The 18622-nt window shown below is 52.1% G+C and carries 14 protein-coding genes; 10 read left to right on the forward strand and 4 right to left on the reverse strand.

Annotated features, from left to right (window positions below; translation table 11 throughout):
* Positions 1 to 111: 111 nt before the first annotated feature.
* From FD28_RS10080 to FD28_RS10090, 3 genes are all read right to left on the reverse strand, one after another.
* Positions 112 to 1287: an AI-2E family transporter gene (locus FD28_RS10080; protein WP_057734916.1), complete on the reverse strand. Its 1176-nt coding sequence runs from the start codon at positions 1285 to 1287 to the stop codon at positions 112 to 114.
* 326 nt (positions 1288 to 1613) lie between these two features.
* A complete protein-coding gene (locus FD28_RS10085) occupies positions 1614 to 2261 on the reverse strand; it encodes a hypothetical protein (RefSeq protein ID WP_057734917.1) in 648 nt (215 codons plus the stop codon).
* Positions 2262 to 2284: 23 nt separating this feature from the next.
* Complete coding sequence (locus tag FD28_RS10090; RefSeq protein ID WP_057734918.1) at positions 2285 to 3634, reverse strand: GH25 family lysozyme; 1350 nt, start codon at positions 3632 to 3634, stop codon at positions 2285 to 2287.
* A gap of 586 nt (positions 3635 to 4220) precedes the next feature.
* Here FD28_RS10090 and purH point away from each other — a divergent pair.
* The 8 genes from purH (at position 4221) to FD28_RS10130 (ending at position 15324) form a co-directional block, all read left to right on the forward strand.
* A complete protein-coding gene (gene purH, locus FD28_RS10095) occupies positions 4221 to 5750 on the forward strand; it encodes a bifunctional phosphoribosylaminoimidazolecarboxamide formyltransferase/IMP cyclohydrolase (protein ID WP_057734919.1) in 1530 nt (509 codons plus the stop codon).
* A 203-nt stretch (positions 5751 to 5953) separates the two neighbouring features.
* Positions 5954 to 6979: a glycosyltransferase family 2 protein gene (locus FD28_RS10100; protein ID WP_057734920.1), complete on the forward strand. Its 1026-nt coding sequence runs from the start codon at positions 5954 to 5956 to the stop codon at positions 6977 to 6979.
* 12 nt (positions 6980 to 6991) lie between these two features.
* Positions 6992 to 9061, forward strand: coding sequence for a hypothetical protein (locus FD28_RS10105; RefSeq protein ID WP_057734921.1), 2070 nt, complete (start codon positions 6992 to 6994; stop codon positions 9059 to 9061).
* A 111-nt stretch (positions 9062 to 9172) separates the two neighbouring features.
* Positions 9173 to 10027, forward strand: a complete 855-nt coding sequence (locus FD28_RS10110) for a DUF3737 family protein (protein WP_057734922.1) — start codon at positions 9173 to 9175, stop codon at positions 10025 to 10027.
* Positions 10027 to 11193, forward strand: coding sequence for a MalY/PatB family protein (locus FD28_RS10115; protein WP_057734923.1), 1167 nt, complete (start codon positions 10027 to 10029; stop codon positions 11191 to 11193). Before FD28_RS10110 ends, FD28_RS10115 begins: the two co-directional genes overlap by 1 nt.
* Positions 11194 to 11341: 148 nt before the next feature.
* A complete protein-coding gene (locus tag FD28_RS10120; RefSeq protein ID WP_057734924.1) occupies positions 11342 to 12298 on the forward strand; it encodes a Dyp-type peroxidase in 957 nt (318 codons plus the stop codon).
* A gap of 397 nt (positions 12299 to 12695) precedes the next feature.
* Positions 12696 to 13931, forward strand: a complete 1236-nt coding sequence (locus FD28_RS10125; RefSeq protein WP_057734925.1) for an MFS transporter — start codon at positions 12696 to 12698, stop codon at positions 13929 to 13931.
* Between the two features lie 157 nt (positions 13932 to 14088).
* Positions 14089 to 15324: an MFS transporter gene (locus tag FD28_RS10130; RefSeq protein WP_057734926.1), complete on the forward strand. Its 1236-nt coding sequence runs from the start codon at positions 14089 to 14091 to the stop codon at positions 15322 to 15324.
* 554 nt (positions 15325 to 15878) lie between these two features.
* Here the strand turns inward: FD28_RS10130 and FD28_RS10135 are convergent.
* Positions 15879 to 16346, reverse strand: coding sequence for a hypothetical protein (locus tag FD28_RS10135; RefSeq protein ID WP_057734927.1), 468 nt, complete (start codon positions 16344 to 16346; stop codon positions 15879 to 15881).
* Between the two features lie 446 nt (positions 16347 to 16792).
* On the opposite strand from FD28_RS10135, the gene FD28_RS10140 reads away from it, so the two are divergent.
* A complete protein-coding gene (locus FD28_RS10140) occupies positions 16793 to 17998 on the forward strand; it encodes a betaine/proline/choline family ABC transporter ATP-binding protein (RefSeq protein ID WP_057734928.1) in 1206 nt (401 codons plus the stop codon).
* Positions 17995 to 18621, forward strand: coding sequence for an ABC transporter permease (locus FD28_RS10145; protein WP_057734929.1), 627 nt, complete (start codon positions 17995 to 17997; stop codon positions 18619 to 18621). The genes FD28_RS10140 and FD28_RS10145 overlap by 4 nt, the downstream gene beginning before the upstream one ends.
* Position 18622 lies beyond the last annotated feature (1 nt).

Below are 18622 nucleotides of genomic sequence, written 5' to 3' on the forward strand. Positions count from 1 at the left end.
AGGGATTTCACGCAGGTGACTGATACGACATTTCCAATTAAAAACGGCGGCATCCCGCAGGACACCACCGTTTCAGCGTGTTTCATGATTCATGATGCTGTTAATAAATCGTTAAGGCTCACCCAGCTTATCCTCGGGTGGAAAGACGTCGGGATAGAGCGCCGAATATTCCTGATACCACTGAAAGGCCGTGGTCACCAGCACCTTCAGCACCGCAAATCCGGGAACCCCGAAGATCACACCCATTAGTCCAAACATTTTTCCGGCTGCTAACAGCACAAAAACGATGGTGATGGGGTGCATCGCCAGACTGTTTCCCATGATGAGGGGCGACAAAACCTGGGTCTCCAAGACCCATTCGATGAGATAAACAATCACGACACCCAATAACATCGACGGACTGGTGATGGCCCCAATTATTAACGCCGGAATCAGCGCAATGGCCGACCCGAAGTAAGGAATCAGGTTCAGTGGTCCCGCCAACAGCCCAATCAAGAGCGCATAGCGAAGACCAATAATGGAATACCCCGTGGTAAAGATGATAAGCACGCACAAAGCCACCGTGAGTTGACCCCGCACGTAAGAACTCACCTTGACGTTCATCTGATCGAGCATCACCATGAACCGTTCCCGGTAAGCCGTGGGAACGACCTGACTGACGTAGTGGGGAAACCGGGTCCCATCCTTAAGCATAAAGAACAGAACCAGGGGCGCTGTGATAATTGTGATGACCCAGTCACTCACCGTCGTCACCACATTACCAATTGACGTGAGCGTGCCCGTCAAGAGGTTGAGCCCACGCTTAGAGAAGTAGGTGGTCACCCGCTGATTAACATCGTTCAGGTTACTATTGGAGATCCAGTGGTGCTGCTGATTGAGATGATTCAATTTTGCCAGCATGTCATTGGCAAATTGGGGCAGCGTACTGACAGCACCCGCCGCTTGCTTGGCCAGAAACGGAATCAGATTGAGGAAAATCAGGACGATGACGCCAACCGCAATCAACATGGCAATCGTAATGGCCAGCCCTTGCCGTAGGTGCAACCGCCGCTCCATTAGGTGTACGAACGGATCGAGGACGTAAAACAGGATCCCCGCCACCACGATGGCTGGCATGGTGATGCTGGCAAACTTCCAGATAGGGTCCAGCAACCCCGCATTCTGAACAATTTCATTGACCACTAATAATAAGAGAAAAATATTCAATAGCAAAATCGTAATATGATTATTTAAAAACCGCTGGTAGAACCAAGAAAATCCTGACTCTGGCTGGCGCAAATTCTTCAATCCGACCCCTCCCTGTTTTGGCTTCTCTCCTAGTGTACGGCGGAACGGCGCCGTTGACTAGTCTGGAAGCTTGAGTTGTCCCTAAAATTTTGAGTTGTCGGCAGATATGGGCTCAGGCGCGTCGTTCTATTTAGGCAATAGGCGAACGCCTTACCGGCAAGGGACCACTAGCTTGCGCCGTTTTAATGCCACCGTTTTTTTTCTAGAACAGGCATCACCACTTTCAAACCTAAGTTGCGGCAACAAAAGCGGGTTCACCCGACAGCGTGCCGGATGAACCCGTTTGATTTTCAAGCTATTTTTACAACCATCTGGTCATACCCGTTTTATTTTGCCTCCTGAGCAAGCTTAACGGTACCATCAGCGGTCTGACCACTGACCGTGTAGAGTTGCTTGCCGTTTTGCCAGGTCACCGAATTGGCTTCACCGGTCTGTGCGTCACTGTAGACCGTAATGGCCCCAGTATCCGCATCTTTTGGCAGACTCGTTGCGGAAACCTGTTGATTGACTTGCTTGGCAAACTGCGTGGGGGTGCCCGTGACATTCGCGTTGCTTGCGACTGCGGTCACCGACCAATCTCCCTGGTTCCAGTGAACGTAGGTGTGCCCCATGACACCCTGTACGACGGCCGTGGTGGACTTATTCAGCTTCACCGTTGTGCCTTGGGTGTTGCGCCCAACGTAATCCACTTGGTCCTCAGCACGATTGCTGGACCCATACGTCTTCTTCTGGAGCGTGGCCGATTGGTCCCCCGTCTCCTTGTCCGTGTACTTAACCGTGTAATTCTGTTTGGTCCCACTGGTCTGATCGGCCGTCAACTGCGTACTATCGGCCTTAACCGAACGTGGTGCCACTGTCTGGCTGACCGTGCTGACATCGTTGGCCGCGTGCATTTGTAGCACGGTACCGGACCCCAGCGTTAACACCGCCAAAGCGACGGTCACCGTTGTGATGATCTTTGTCTTTTTTTGCATATTTACGCCACTTCTTTCTCAGTCTATTCCGTCACGTAGCTCTTTAAGGCCGTGACGTATCTGCCATTGCTCAGGACAAAATAACGTGATCCCGTGGACCGCTTCTTGACGGCAGTCACCTTCAGCTTCGTCCCCTTCTTCACCGCCGTAGAACGACTTGATTTAGCAAATGAAGACTTCTTGTATTCATAAATTTTCTTCTTAGTCGTGATCGTCTTCGCCGAGTTCAGGGCTTCGTAGTAAGCTGGCGTCATAAACTGCACGTTAGCGGACACGTAGCCCAACTTGGTCTTAACCCGATACGATTTACCACTCGGTGCCTTGACCAGTTTACCAGCCACAGTATCACCAGAAACGTAGTAGCCACCCGTCTTCTTGGTCAGACCGGCGTCCGAATAAAGATTCAGCTTGTGTTTCAACGTATACGACCCGTGTTGCCCGACAAAGTAGCCTGTCCCATCTTGAGCCAGGACCCATTCACCCAAATCGCTGATGTAGAGTGCCTGCTTGGATCTCGACTGTGTCAGACTTTTAACTTTAGAAATCTTATAAAACTTCTGACGGTCAGCCGTGGCAATTTTAGTTCCGTCCGCATATTTGGATGCATTATTATGTAAATAAATATGCTGCCCCACCTTGTAACTACTGTAGGCGTAGTTCACACTTGCTAACGCCGTTGCGACACTATCCGTCCACCAGCTAATCGGGTGCACAGACGTCACGGCCTTACTGTTATCCGTATATTCATTCAGTGCGGCGAGATAATTATTATCAGTGTACTGCCACAGTGCATACGAGATCGTTGGCGTCGATGAATAATTCGCGATCCACTGCGCATCAAAGCTCGTCCGCGCCGTGCTGGCATACGTCGTTGCGAATGATTGGTAAGAGTAAAAGACCAGATTCTTACCGGTTAATGACCGCATTTCATCGTACCACGCCTTAACGGCGGCGTTTGTGGTACCAGAGGTCACATCATCTTCTTCGAAGTCCAACGCGTAAAAGGCAGCGTTCTTATTCGACCGATTATAAAAATCCTTAGCTTCCTGCTTGGCACTGGCCGCACTGGTAAACCGGGCGTAATCGTACTCCCCAAATGGAATCCCATACTTCACATAAAGTGCGGTATTATTCGTCGCATAAAGATCTTGGTAAGAAGACCCATACTGCCGCCGGTTGATCACAAATGACACTTGGCTCTTGAGATTTGACACTTGACTGGCGGTTAACTTCCCCTGCCATTCGGAGATATCCGGAATGGCTAATGTACTGGCATTGGCAACGGTTTGACCGCCCCAGGCGAGTCCCACCAGGGCACTCGCAGTGACCACCGCTTGCGTTAACCGTTTAACCCAACGATACTTGTTCGACATAACTTGGCACTTCCCTACTTAAAATTGGTGTGCCCTACTCCTAACAACGGCTCAACATCCCCGCCGTTTTAACTCCCCATTTTTAGGTATCACTCACCACCTCATCCTTAGGTCCTCTTTAACAGTACCTGAGTTAAATGTGCATTTGATAACAAAGGGATTGCAGTTCAGTTACGGGGTTTTACAATTATATTTATTACATAAACGCCGTTAAATCAACGATAGTCAGCATTGATTGACTGCCGAAAAATTAGTAGGGTCAACTGAAATGTTGCTGGTTAAGCTTCACAAGCCGCGTCGACGAAGTCGTGACCGCTTGAAGGGGTGAGGCACCCCTTATTCAGCTTGAATGTTCGCTTTTATAAGTTTAGTAATAACTAAACCGAACGCGCTGTTTTCACGTTTTTAAAGCAGAATTGTTTTATTTAATAGGCATACAAATGTCCAATCGTTATTTTTAGTCCCAGAATAGCGTTAGTCTCTCATTCTCTTTATATACGAATAATTATATTTTGTTCCCGTTGAATGTTCATCAGCAGCCGTGTATGATAGAGATACTTTAGAATAACCTTAGGAGGTCACGCCCATGCGCCGTGCATTGCTTAGTGTTTCTGATAAAACTGGCATCGTTGAATTTGCTCAAACCCTAATTGCCCACGATTTTGAAGTTGTCTCAACGGGTGGTACTCAAGCGGCGTTAAACGCTGCTGGTATCGCCGTCACGCCCATTGAAGACGTGACTCATTTTCCCGAAATGCTGGATGGTCGTGTGAAGACGCTGAACCCCCGCGTTTTCGGCGGCATCCTAGCACGCCGTGAAGACCCACAACATGTCCAGACACTAGCGGACCATGCCATAGCGCCCATCGATCTGGTCTGTGTCAACCTCTATCCCTTCGCACAAACGATCAGTGATCCCGGTGTCACCCTCGCCGAAGCCGTCGAACAGATTGATATTGGGGGACCCTCACTGATCCGGGCAGCCGCTAAAAACTACCGCGACGTATTAGTCGTCTGTGACGCAGCCGACTACGATCAGGTCAGCCTCGCTCTGGAAACCCATGCCGATGATCTGCGTTTCCGCAAACACCTAGCGGCCAAGGTGTTCCATCACACCGCTCATTACGATGCCGTCATCGCCGATTACCTAACCGATGAGGCTAAACCCGAGACGTTAACGCTCACCTACCAGCGACAACAAGCTCTTCGTTACGGAGAAAATCCGCAACAAACCGCGACCTTCTACGCAGACTGCCAACCGGTACCTTTCTCTATCGCAGCGGCCAAACAATTACACGGTAAGCCCCTGTCGTTTAATAACATTAAGGATGCGGATGCCGCTCTGGGACTGATCCGGGAGTTTGCCGATCCAACGGTCGTGGCCCTAAAGCACATGAATCCCTGTGGTATTGGTTCTGCAACGACATTAGAGGCCGCCTGGGACAAGTGCTACGCGGCGGATACCATGTCCATTTTCGGAGGGATTATCGTTCTCAACCGGACCGTTGACTTAGCAACGGCTCTGAAGATGCACAAGCTGTTCCTGGAAATCATCATTGCCCCCGCCTTTGCGGACGACGCCTATGATGTTCTCGCTAAAAAGAAGAATCTCCGACTGATGACCGTTGACTTTACCACTGCACAAGCTCCCGAAGCTGATGAGCTTATTTCCGTTCGGGGAGGCCTGCTGCGTCAAGAACGCGATAACGTCCGTGACGATCCCGCCAACTTCCAAACGGTTAGCACCGTTCAACCCACCAGTGAACAACTCGATGCCATTGCGTTTGGTCTCAAAGCCATTAAATTCGTCAAAAGTAACGCCATTGTGGTCAACACACCGGACCAAACGCTGGGCATTGGGCCTGGCCAAATGAACCGCATCGATGCCCTTAAGATTGCCGTCAATAAGGCCCACGACAAGCCGAACTTCGAGCAAGCGGTCTTGGTATCCGATGCCTTCTTCCCCATGGACGACTGTGTGGCTTACGCCGCCGAACACGGCATCCGCGTGATTGCTGAGCCAGGGGGCAGCATTCGCGACAAAGATTCCATTGCCATGGCCGATAAACTAGGCGTTGCCCTAATCTTCACGGGCAATCGTCATTTCCGTCACTAGTCATCACCTAATCGAGGGGCTGACACAGGTCTGCCGTTACCTGTGTCAGCCCCTTTTTCGGTTCGTTTAATTGGTCACTTGCTTAAGTTATCCGTTAAGTTGGTTAAAAGTGGCTTAAGTTAAGAGTCAAGACCACTGGTTTAGACAGCCACGGTTTATAATCAGAATCGAACGCAACTATCATTCTTTGGGGGGAATTGATCATGATAAATAAGGGGACAACACCACGCTTGACACTGGTCGTTCCTTGTTACAATGAGGAGCCCATGCTTCCTACCAGTGCTCAGGTACTTCGCGACATTATGCAAAAACTAATTACACACCGGCAGATTACCGCTGACAGCAAGATTCTATTCGTTGACGATGGCAGTAAGGATCAAACTTGGGGCTTGATCACTCAGCTACGTCAGGAAGACAAGCTATTTACCGGATTAAAGTTCAGCCGCAACTACGGTCAGGAAGCCGCATTAATGGCGGGCATGCAGGTCGCTCACCGCTACGCTGACCTGATCATCACGATTGATGCCGATCTTCAGGATGATCCGCAGCTGATTTTTGGGATGGTTAAGCAGGCACAAGCTGGCATCGATATTGTCTATGGCGTTCGTAACGACCGCTCTACTGATACGTGGTTCAAGCGGACCACTGCGCAAAGCTTTTACTGGGTCATGCGTAAAATGGGGGTCGACTTGGTCCCCAATCATTCTGATTTTCGCCTCATGAGCCGGCGCGCCGTTACCGCCCTCATGCAGTATCGTGAGACCAGTCCATTCATCCGGGGTATCATCCCCCAACTCGGTTTTCCGAGCAAACAACTCTATTACAAGCGTCAACCCCGTCAGGCTGGGGCTTCAAAATACCCGTTACGCAAGATGATTCGCTTTGCACTCGACGGCTTGCTGTCCTTTTCCATCGCTCCGATTCGTGCTGTCCTGTATGCAGGCATCGTGATCTGCGGGGGTGCCTTAGCCATGTTGCTTTGGATTCTCATTCAACACGTTCGTGGCGCCGTCGTTACCGGTTGGAGTTCAATCATGCTTTCCCTTTGGTTCCTGGGTGGCTTTCAACTTGTGGCCATTAGTATCATTGGCGAATACGTGGGGCGGACCTTCACGGAAGCAAAACGCCGCCCGCGTTTCATCATCCAAACGGACACCTACACACCCGCATTCTCAAACACCAAACCCGCTGTGGCCGAATTTCACTTTGACCAGCAATCCATTAGATAAGGAGGTCAACTCATGTCGATTCGAAAACGCCTTGCCATGGTTCTCTGTGGCCTCATTAGCTTAACATTTCTGGTAGCCGGTCTATTTGCGGGCCTGGTGCCCGTTACCTTTCGGATCGACCACGACTGGCTATCCCCCTTGCTGATCATTTTGGGGACCGGTGTTTACTTGGGCGGAATTGGCCTGGCCTTTCGGTGGTTCCACCGACTGACCGCTTCACAACATCGCTATCTCACATTTGGCCTCTGGACGCTGCTCCTACTCGTTCAGCTCGTCGTTGCCGTGAACTGGGTCGCCGCACCGCGGGCCGATCTTTACTTCGTTCACCAACAGGCCCTCCATCTCATACAAGGTCATCACCATTGGTTGCCCTACTTTTACACGTATCCGAATAATGTCAGTTTTACCATTCTACTCAGTGGCTTGATTGCCGCTGGTCAGCACATCATGGGGACGCAAACGGGCGTCTGGCTGAATCTCCTGCAATTTGCCTGGCTGGACTGCGGCCTACTGGCGGCCTGGTGGGGCCTACATCGGAAAAATCCGGCCCGGGGACATCTTTTCTTAAGCCTGGCGCTCGTGACCGTGCCATTCTATGCTTACGCCCTAAATACGTACAGTGACACCTACGTACTGCCAGCCGGTCTATTCACGGTCGTTTTGGTACGGGGACTTTTGCACGCCACCACTTGGCGGCAAACGGTCCCCCGTGCACTCGGCCTGGCCCTTCTATTAACGGGGACCTACCTACTGAAGGCAAATTTTATCGTGCTCATAATTGCGGTCATCCTGATCCTCTGGTTATTGCCCAACGCAACGGCTCATCCGTTCATCACGCGTGGCTGGGTGACTCTCCTCATTCTGGCGCTGCTCGCGGGGGGCACCCTCGCCAACCAAGCCACTGAACGAGCTGCCGGCTATCAACCGCGGGCCAGTCAAACACTTCCGGCACTCAGCTGGATCGCCATGAGTTGGAATCCGGCCAATCATGGGGAATATAACCGAACCGACGCTACGCAGATCATCAAGCAGCCCACGGCCGCGGCCAAGCAGCAGCGGGCCAAAGCCAACTTTCAGCGCTACCTCCATCAGATGGGGCCAGTGGGCATTCTGCATCACCTTTACCGCAAGGCCCGGCTGTTTTTAGCAACGGGGACCTTTGATAGTTTTCAGATCTCGCCGGCCTTTGACCGTGCGCCTAACTGGTACCGGCAACATCGCAACACCCTGGACTGGCTCCTCGCCAACTGGTGTCAGATTAATTATTTAGCGCTACTCATCGTGAACTGCGGTTGGGGAATGCAACAGATTCGCCGGCGTAAACTCAGTGTGACCTACCTCCTCGGCGGAACTTTCATCATTGGCTTAATCTGCTTTCACGTGATCTTCTGGGAAACGGAGGAACGCTATGCCCTGCCCCTGCTTCCCTTGCTGATCGCCGGCACGGCCGCCGGCTACCGTCAACCGCTAAATTTGTTACGCTGGTCGCAACGCTCACGTTGGCTCCCATTAGGGCTGGCCGCAATTTTCACGGCCGCCTTGGGAATCGGTGCCTGGCAAAACTATTCCCTCATAACACATCCCAGCGATCATCCCGTCAGTGTCCTCAGTCAGAATGAAGGCCGCTACTACCAGAATCACAAGTTAAAGCTCGCCAACCAGCAAGCCTTAACTCAGCCCTTCACCACGACATTGCCGTTCGATCACCTGCTGATTAACAATGGTGAAACGTTCACTGGCCGGATGGTCCTACGGAATGCCAATGGAAAAGCCGTCTGGCGATCCCGGGGCAGTCAGATTGTGTTAGATCAACGACTTCCCCTGCTTCCGGCCGGTCAATACGCCCTCACCATCACGGCAACGCGCACGCGACCGCAAAAGCTTGTCACGGCGCCGGCCAACTATGATTTACTCCCGCAAGCCATCACCGCGCACCCGCATCAGTACCTGCGCTTCTTCGTCAACCAACACAGCTACGGCCCCATGCTGACACCTAGCAAGTTGTGGCTCATTGTTGGCGCTATCTGGCTGGGCGGTCTTCTGATCATCGACCGTTTTTACTGGTATCGGCGGCAAATTTGAAAGAATTTCATCAAATAACTTGCCTTCGAGTCGCTCTAAGGTACTAGAATGGAAACATAGGCGAATTTAGCCCAATTTCATTGACCTAAACGCAACAAAGGAGCCGAAAATTTGAAAGAAATTAACCAACAAACTTTAACCGGGGAACGTGCCCTCTTCCAAGGCCACGATCTCCACATTACAAACAGCACCTTCGTCGATGGCGAATCACCGCTCAAACACGGTCAAAACCTCGTCATTGATCACACCATTTTTAAATGGAAATATCCGCTGTGGTATGCCAATCACGCCACACTGGACTACACAACTTGGCAACCAGACGCCCACGCCGGTATCTGGTACACGCGTGATTTAACGCTACGGCACAGCATGGTTCGTGCCACCAAGACTTTCCGTCACGCACAGAACATTCACTTGGATGACGTCACTTTTGCCAACGCCGGTGAAACCCTGTGGTGGTGCAAGGACATCACGCTCGATAACGTTACTGCTACGGGCGATTATTTCGGCATGAACAGCGAAAATGTCGTGGCCAATAACCTGAAGATCAACGGAAATTACGCCTTTGACGGCAGTAAGAATGTTGAAGTCCACAACTCCACGTTTATCACCCACGATGCCTTCTGGAACTGCGACAACGTGACCATCTACGATTCCACCATCATCGGCGAATACCTGTCTTGGAATACCAAGAACATTACCTTCGTCAACTGTTGGTTGGAAAGCGATCAGGGACTCTGTTACGTTGACCACCTGACCATGAAGAACTGTTCCTTAATCAACACCGACCTTTCCTTTGAGTACTGCTCTGACATTGACGCGACGATCACCACCGCCATCGATAGCGTGAAGAACCCAATTAATGGTAAAATTACAGCGCCATCTATCGGCAAAATCATCTTTGACGATCCAGCCATTGATGCGCGTCAGACTATCATTACAACTACTCAGGAGGCTTCGGCATAATGCGTTATAATTTTTCAGAAATGACCGACCGTCGCAACACGAACTCCGTCAAATGGGACGTTGCCGCCAACGAATTGCCTATGTGGGTGGCGGACATGGATTTTCGAACCGCCCCCGGTATCGTTACGGCCATCAAGCGTAAAGCTGATACGGGAATCTTTGGTTACGAAGAAGTACCTACCGCTTACTTTGAGGCCGTACAGCACTGGTACGCAACCGAACACAGTTGGGCACCCAATACCGATTGGATGCGCTTTGTAACTGGTGTTGTGCCAGCTATCTCGTCAGCCGTGCGGCGCGTGAGTCATATTGGAGACAACGTGCTGGTTCAAGCGCCGGTTTACAATATTTTCTATAATTCCATCGTCAATAACGGGCGCCACGTCCTCTCCAGCGACCTGCAGTACCACGATGGGCAATACAGTATTGACTGGGATGACCTGACCGCCAAGATGGCCGATCCCCTGACAACCATGATGATTCTCTGCAATCCCCACAATCCCGTGGGTAAGATCTGGACGGCCGACGAGCTCAAGCGTATCGGCCAACTCGCTGCCGAGAACCACGTGGTCGTCTTCGCTGACGAAATTCACGGCGACATCACCGAGACGGGTTACGGTTACACGCCGTTTGCCGCCGCGGATGAGGTGTGTGCGACTAACAGCATCACCGCAGTTTCTCCCAGCAAGACCTTCAACGTAGCCGCTTTACATGCCGCCACGCTGATCATCCCCAATGAAAATCTGCGGAACAGCGTTGATCGGGGCATTAATACCGACGAATTGGCTGAACCGAACGCCTTCGCCATTGACGGCAGTATTGCCGCCTACACCACCGGCGCCGAATGGGTCCATGAGTTGAACGCTCAAATCACGGCTAATAAGCAAACGCTGACTCAATTCATTCAAAAGAAGTTGCCGCAACTCCGCGTCATCACGGGTCACGCAACTTACTTAGTATGGATTGACTGTGCTGAGGTCACCACCGATACCACGACCCTATGCGCCTTTATCCGTAAGAACACCGGCTTATTTATCTCGGCCGGTTCCGTCTACGGTGGCGATGGCCATGATTTCGTCCGGATTAACGTCGCCTGCCCGGCTGAACGTCTACAGGACGGTCTAGATCGCCTGGTAGCTGGCGTTAAGGACTTTCAAAAAGCTTAATCTCAACGGGTCTGACACCATTGTCAGGCCCGTTTTATTGTCCACATAACTTTTGTCACATTCACAAGCACCCACATCAAATTTTCTCGTCACACTTGCTATACTAAGCTTAACCAGTTTTAAGCCACACGATGAGGAGGAGCTTACCATGACCATGATTAACCCTGATGCCGCTCAAGATGTTTACCGCGATGCCGGTGATAATATCCAATTCACGACCTACCTAATTGACCAAACTGACATTTCCAAAGATCGTGAGGCGTTGGCCGAATTTGCTGACCGTCTCGCCGCCATTCAACGTAGTATGGCCATCCGCTACCCCGATGCACAGTTGCGGGTTGCTTTTGGTTTTGGAGCCACGGCTTGGCGTCTCCTATTTCCAACGGCCAGCCAACCCAAGGAACTCGTTGACTTCACGCCGATTAAGGGGCCACGGTACACTGCCCCAGCAACACCAGGTGATCTCTTCCTGCACGTGCGCGCTAAGGATCGCGCGGTGGTCTACGAGGTCATGGAACAGGCGCGTGAATTCCTGCGTGACTGGACCACGGTCGTTGATGAAACGCAGGGATTCCGTTACTTTGAGGGACGCGCCATCATCGGCTTCATCGATGGTACTGAAAATCCCGCTGGTGGTGACGCCACGCAGTACGCCTTGATTGGCGATGAGGATCCCGAATTCATCAATGGCTCCTACGCCTTCGCCCAAAAATACACCCACAATATGGATGCCTGGAATGCCTTGCAGACCGAGATGCAGGAACAAGCCATCGGTCGTCACAAATTTTCCGATCGCGAACTGGAAGATGATGAAAAATTGCCGAATGCCCACAACGTAGCTTCCCAAGATAACGAGAATGGCATCGAACATAAGATTGTCCGGATGAACGTGCCTTTCGCGACGCCAGGCCAAGGCCTTGCGGGCACCTACTTTATCGGCTACGCGCGGCACTTCACCGTGACCCAGCGCATGCTTGAAAACATGTTCACGCAAAGCGACCGGCTGCTCGACTTCAGCACCCCCGTCACGGGCAACGTGTTCTTCATTCCATCCCGGCTCATGCTAGCGCGCATTGCCGAGGGCGAGCTCTTTCCCGTTGAATAAGCGGACCGGCTTATCCCCGTCACTTTGAAGCGACCAGGTTACTCGCACACGCAACCACTAACCATTGCATTTAACCAACATTCGCCCCGCCCTCATAGGACCGGCGAATGTTTTTTTGCGTTGCATCGTCTAGGTCTCCCATCGCTTGGCAGCCGTCACCCCCATCAATCGCCACGCACCGGTTTAACCGCTAACAAATCGAAAGAAATATTTTAGAATCGCGGCTCAGGTAAGCTATCAAACCATTGCGAGCGCATACAAATATGTTGTCTACGTTGACCTTTCGCGGTTAAGAGGGTATGTTAGTGGGGTTGTCATCAAGAATTTAATGTCGATTGGTTTGCGTTACCCGGGGTAATCTCACCAATCAATCTAGACCCTAAGGAGTTGACTCATTTTGGACGAAGCTGAAAGAGAACGGGGACCGTGGCGTCGAAATCTCCGAGTTCTCTGGTTCTGCACGTTCGTTGCCGGCATGGCATTTAGTGAAATCATGCCGTTTTTATCGTTGTACATCAGTACTTTGGGTGACTATACCAAATCACAAGTCACCATGTATAGTGGTCTGGTTTACGCCGCTGATTTCTTCGTCAGCGCCATCGCTTCCCCACTGTGGGGCATGGTCGCCGATCGCAAGGGCCGTAAACTCATGTTACTTCGGTCGTCACTAGGAATGGCCGTGGCCATGGGCCTCATGGGCTTTGCCACCAGCGTCTGGCAGTTGGTCGCTTTGCGTGCCCTGCAAGGGGTCTTCGCGGGTTTTATTTCCAACGCACAAGCCCTCGTGGCCTCACAAACCCCACGGAAGCACTCCGGGGCCTCGCTGAGTACGTTAATGACCGGGGTAACGAGCGGGATGCTCCTGGGCCCCGTGATCGGTGGGGTATTGGCCCAGGTCTTTTCCATCCGACTGACCTTCTTCATCACCGCCGCACTCCTGCTGCTAACCTTCTTCCTGAGCTGGATCTTCGTTGAAGAGCAGTTCAAGCCAGTCGTTCACCAGCCAAATGAAAAGCGCAGCCACAATCCGTTGGCGGCCTTTCCCAATCCCAAACTGATCCTCGTCTTACTGTCTTCAACCTTGATTGTTCAGTTCGGGAATATTTCGATTTCTCCTATTATTAGTCTGTACGTGAAAGAACTCATGCACAACGTGGGACCGATTACCGTGGTCGCCGGGATTATTGCGGCCCTCCCTGGGGTCTCCAACATCATTGCCGCCCCACGACTCGGCCGTTACGGCGATCACCACGGCTCCGGGAAGGTCTTGCTCTTTGGCTACATCTTCGCGACGGCCATGTACATTCCCCAAGGCTTCGTGACCAGCGTCTGGATGCTGGGAATCTTGCGGTTCATGATCGGCATTTCCGACGGTGCCCTCTTCCCCGAGATTCAAACATTGCTGACCAAGAACTCGCCAGTCGAGCTCACCTCGACCGTCTTCAGTTGGAACCAATCCTTCCAATCGATTGGAAACATGCTGGGCTCCTTACTCGGTGGCTGGATTGCCGGGGTCTTCAACTACAACGCCGTCTTCATCTCCACGGCCCTGTTGATGTTACTCAACCTGGGATTAGTTTGGTGGCTCGTGCCTGAAATTCGCAAACCTCAGATTCAGGTTGCCAACGACTAATTTCTAAAAAAAACAACCTTCGACTCACAGCGCTAGGGCCCATTCCTTAACGCATGCGAGCGCAAAAAAATTGCTGATCATCATTGACGTTTCGCGGTTTGCGCGGTATGTTTATGACAATATCAGCAATTTTTTTGTCTTAAGGAGTTGACCCATCGTGGATGAAGCCGAGGAGGATCATGATCTCTGGCGGCGGAACCTCCACATTCTGTGGTTCTGTTCGTTTATCGTCGGCATGGCGTTTAGTGAAATCATGCCCTTTCTATCGTTATACGTGAGCGGTCTTGGCCATTACACCAAGGCTCAGGTCACGATGTATAGTGGCTTGGTCTACGCCGCCGACTTTTTCGTCGGGGCCATCGCCGCGCCACTCTGGGGGATGGTCGCCGATCGCAAGGGTCGTAAACTCATGCTGCTGCGAACTTCGCTGGGCATCGCCGTGGCCATGGGGTTGATGGGACTCGCCACCAACGTCTGGCAGCTGGTCGCCCTGCGTTCCCTGCAAGGGGTCTTCGCTGGCTACATCCCCAACGCGCAGGCCTTAATCGCCGCCCAGACGCCGCGAAAATACTCTGGCGCAGCGTTAGGCACGCTGACCACGGGCGGAACCAGTGGCAATCTGCTGGGGCCCATCATTGGCGGGGTGCTGGCTCAGATCTTTTCCATTCGGATGACCTTCTTCGTCACGGCCACGCTTCTCCTGATTACCTTTATCCTCAGCTGGGTGTTGGTCAAAGAAAACTTCAAGCCAGCGCCACGTCCCGCCAAGAATGCGAAACGGCAAAATCGGTTGGTCGCGGTCCCCAACCTCAAGCTCATTGTCATCTTGCTCTGTTCAACCATGTTCGTTCAGTTTGGTAATACCTCCATCTCGCCCATTATCAGTCTCTACGTCAAGGAACTCATGCACAACGTGGGTCCCATCACCGTAGTTGCGGGAATCTTGGCGGCGTTACCGGGAATTTCTAACATCATTGCCGCACCCCGACTCGGCCGCTACGGCGATCATCACGGTTCGGGCCGGGTCCTTCTCTTCGGCTACATTTTTGCCACCGTCATGTACTTCCCACAAGGCTTCGTCACCAGTGTTTGGATGCTGGGAATTCTGCGCTTCATGATTGGGATCTCCGATGGGGCACTGTTCCCCGAGATTCAGACCCTCCTCACGAAAAATACGCCTGTGACGCTGACCTCGACCGTCTTCAGCTGGAATCAATCGTTTCAGTCGATTGGAAACATGCTGGGGGCTCTCCTGGGTGGTTGGCTCGCCGGAATCTTCAATTACAACGCCGTCTTCTTCTCGACGGCTTTCCTGATGCTGATTAACCTGGCCCTTCTCTGGTGGTTCGCGCCAGAGATCCGCCACCGCCAACCGGCAACGCCGACAAATTAAACCATAAAACAAGCCCCCGCTCGCATCCGAACGGGGGCTTGTTGAACTATCTTGAAATGAGACACTACCGACCACCCCCGCCTTACCGTTCGCCAAATTTGGGCCGGAACGCGGTGGGCAGGACGGTCCGAGCCAAAGAGCGGTCTCGAACCTCGCTTTGAACCGATAGCCCACGTTTCAAAGTCGCCATTTTCCAAGCCGACCGCTTGGAAAATCCCACGGCTGAGCCCAAATTTGACTCACTCACGGCTAATCTGGATATTGGCAGTGACCTCGCTATCTTAACGATGGGTTCTTCTATTTGGCTGATTAACAGCTATTGTAACCGGAGGAGGCCAGAGATGGAGGCAGCCGTGACAACGGTGTTAGCCGATGTTTTTCGGCTTACACCGTGGGACGCGTTTGGAGACCGGTGATTTTTGCTGGGCTTCAAACCGAGCCGGAGGACCGCTTCTCAGGCCGCAGGCGGTCCCCACAGCAGCCGGAATCTCTGGCAGCCGCAGGTGGACTGATGACACCAGCTTTGTTGGCGAACGGTAAGGCGGATGGACCCGCTACCCCACAAACCGGGCATCGAATAGTGGATCGGCTTCAACCGGTGCGGGTGCCACGCCCATCAGCATGTCCAGGCTGCCAAATCCTTCGACCAGATCTGCCGGCATCCCCGCCGTCAGTAGTAATTGTCGCGCCGTCCGCACCTCGCCCGGGAGGTCTTCCATATCATCCGTACGATTAACCAAAATTTGGGGAACTGCCACGGCTTGGGCCGCTGTGACCACCGTTTTTACCGTCTCGACCAGGTGAATCGTTGGGGCCAAGGCCACCACCAGGTCCTGATCCAACATGGCCGCGCTCAGGTCACCTTCATCCAAGGTTTCTCCCGTGAAGTCCGTAATCCCCGCTGGCAGGGTCACTTCACTAGGGGTATAAACCGTTAAGCTAAGTTTCGTATTCTCGCTGAGTTGGCGGACAAACGCCTGACTGGCAATGTCTAAGGGCCCAGCAATCAAGATTCGTTTCACGTTCGTAACTCCCTTTCGTTTAACTGATAAATAAGATTATAAGGGGTTCTAGTAGGTCGAAGGCAACCCCTATTTGTAAAAAAATGATGAGTCATTTATGGCCAGGCTCACACTTTCAATAAGCCGTTTCTTATTAAAAGGCCCTTTAGGTATGTTATGATTAAATTGGTGGAAGGCCGAAAAAAAGGCAAAGTGCTCTACTTCAGGGGGTTCACGTCCCTGAAAGCTGTTCCATACCCGAGCATTATCAACACCGGCAATTGTTTTCTTTTGGAAAACGCCCAAGACTCGTGTACAATGGCTATATTCATAAGTGCCCAACTAACCAAATACGACCGGATTCCAAGTTGCTTCACCTCGCGTGTGCCACTTTGACATGCCGATCGTTCTTTTATATTTCTGGCGTTTTTCCAGAAGTGTGACATCACTACACAGGAGGTCAATCTATGCTACTTTCAATGGAACATCTACGTAAGGAATATCCCAATGGCAAAATTGCCGTTGACGACTTCAACTTACAAGTCGACCGTGGGGAATTCATTTCCTTCATCGGGACGTCTGGTTCAGGGAAGACCACGACCATGCGGATGATCAATCGCATGTTGAACCAGACTTCCGGAACCATCAAGATTGATGGCAAGGATATTTCTAAGATGGATCCCGTCAAGCTACGGCGTTCAATCGGCTACGTGATTCAAAACATCGGGCTGATGCCGCACATGACGATTCAAGAAAACATCGAAATTGTCCCGAAGCTCCTCGGCTGGTCCAAAGAGAAACGCGCCGAACAAGCGAAAAAAATGATCAATTTGGCACAATTGCCAGAAGAAATGTTGCAACGCTACCCCGGAGAGCTCTCCGGTGGGCAGCAACAACGGATTGGGGTCGTTCGGGCCCTAGCCGCCGACCAACAGATTATCCTGATGGACGAACCTTTTGGTGCCTTGGACCCCATTACGCGGGAATCCTTGCAGGACCTGGTCAAGCATCTTCAAGAAGACCTGGGTAAGACCTTTATCTTCGTGACCCATGATATGGACGAAGCCCTTCACCTGTCGACACGAGTGGTCATCATGAGCCACGGTAAACAGGTGCAGGTTGACACGCCCGAAAATATCCTGCGGCACCCGGCCAACGAATTCGTCACCAATCTTATCGGTGAAGAACGGCTGATCAGAGCACAACCTAACATTCTCTCCGTTAGTCAGATCATGTTGAAGAACCCGGCCGCCATCACGCCTGACAAGACGCTGGATGACGCCATTGACCTCATGCATGAACGGCGTGTTGATACGCTTTTGGTTACCGATGCAGAGGGTGTGCTACAAGGCTACGTTGACCTGGACGACATTAACCGGATCACCGACGCCACGACGCCTGTCAGTCGCTTTACCAATCACGAGGTCTTTTACGTACAGGCCAGCGCCCTCATCGGGGACACCGTTGACCGAATTCTGAAACAGGGGGTTAAAAACGTTCCCGTTGTCGACGCCAAGAAACACCTCGTGGGGATCGTGACGAGAACGGCATTGGTTGATATTGTTTACGATGCTCTTCGTGGCGCACCAGCTGACAATGAAGAACCGGCTTCACCAATCAACGCCGACATTCACGCTGCCGCAACGCATGAAGGAGGCGAATCATCACAATGATTCACTTCTTACAAGTCTACGGGATGCAACTGATCGATAAGACCGGCCAACATCTCTATATTTCTGCGGCTGCCCTCTTTCTCGGGATTATCGTGGCGGTGCCCTTGGGCATTCTCCTCACGCGGATGAAGCATGGGGCTAACGCGGTCATCACCCTGGCCGGGGTGCTCCAAACCATCCCCGCCATGGCGCTGTTGGCCATGATGATTCCCATCTTCGGGATCGGCTCCACCCCCGCTATTGTCGCCCTGTTTATCTACTCCTTACTCCCCATTTTGCGCAACACCTATTTGGGGATGGAGGGCGTCTCGCCCACCGTACGTGACGCGGCTAAGGGGATGGGGATGACCTGGTGGCAATCGATGATTCGCGCCGAGATTCCGCTAGCCGCCCCCGTGATTATGTCCGGGATTCGGCTGTCTGCGACCTACGTCATTGCGTGGGCGACCCTGGCATCCTACATTGGTGCCGGTGGTCTAGGTGACTTTATCTTTAACGGCCTGAACCTCTACCGCTCCGATTTAATCCTGGGTGGCTCGATTCCCGTTATCTTATTGGCCCTGTTCGTGGACTATTTGTTAGGTAAATTAGAAAACACCGTGACACCACGGCAATTACGATAGG

The sequence above is a fragment of the Levilactobacillus hammesii DSM 16381 genome (assembly GCF_001434395.1).
Classification (GTDB): Bacteria; Bacillota; Bacilli; order Lactobacillales; family Lactobacillaceae; genus Levilactobacillus; species Levilactobacillus hammesii.

Excerpts from the sequence above, each read along its gene's own strand:
- FD28_RS10085 (WP_057734917.1), bottom strand. The coding sequence starts at position 2,261 with ATGCAAAAAAAGACAAAGATCATCACAACGGTGACCGTCGCTTTGGCG.
- FD28_RS10090 (WP_057734918.1), bottom strand. The coding sequence starts at position 3,634 with ATGTCGAACAAGTATCGTTGGGTTAAACGGTTAACGCAAGCGGTGGTC.
- purH (WP_057734919.1), top strand. The coding sequence starts at position 4,221 with ATGCGCCGTGCATTGCTTAGTGTTTCTGATAAAACTGGCATCGTTGAA.
- FD28_RS10100 (WP_057734920.1), top strand. The coding sequence starts at position 5,954 with ATGATAAATAAGGGGACAACACCACGCTTGACACTGGTCGTTCCTTGT.
- FD28_RS10105 (WP_057734921.1), top strand. The coding sequence starts at position 6,992 with ATGTCGATTCGAAAACGCCTTGCCATGGTTCTCTGTGGCCTCATTAGC.
- FD28_RS10115 (WP_057734923.1), top strand. The coding sequence starts at position 10,027 with ATGCGTTATAATTTTTCAGAAATGACCGACCGTCGCAACACGAACTCC.
- FD28_RS10120 (WP_057734924.1), top strand. The coding sequence starts at position 11,342 with ATGACCATGATTAACCCTGATGCCGCTCAAGATGTTTACCGCGATGCC.
- FD28_RS10140 (WP_057734928.1), top strand. The coding sequence starts at position 16,793 with ATGCTACTTTCAATGGAACATCTACGTAAGGAATATCCCAATGGCAAA.
- FD28_RS10145 (WP_057734929.1), top strand. The coding sequence starts at position 17,995 with ATGATTCACTTCTTACAAGTCTACGGGATGCAACTGATCGATAAGACC.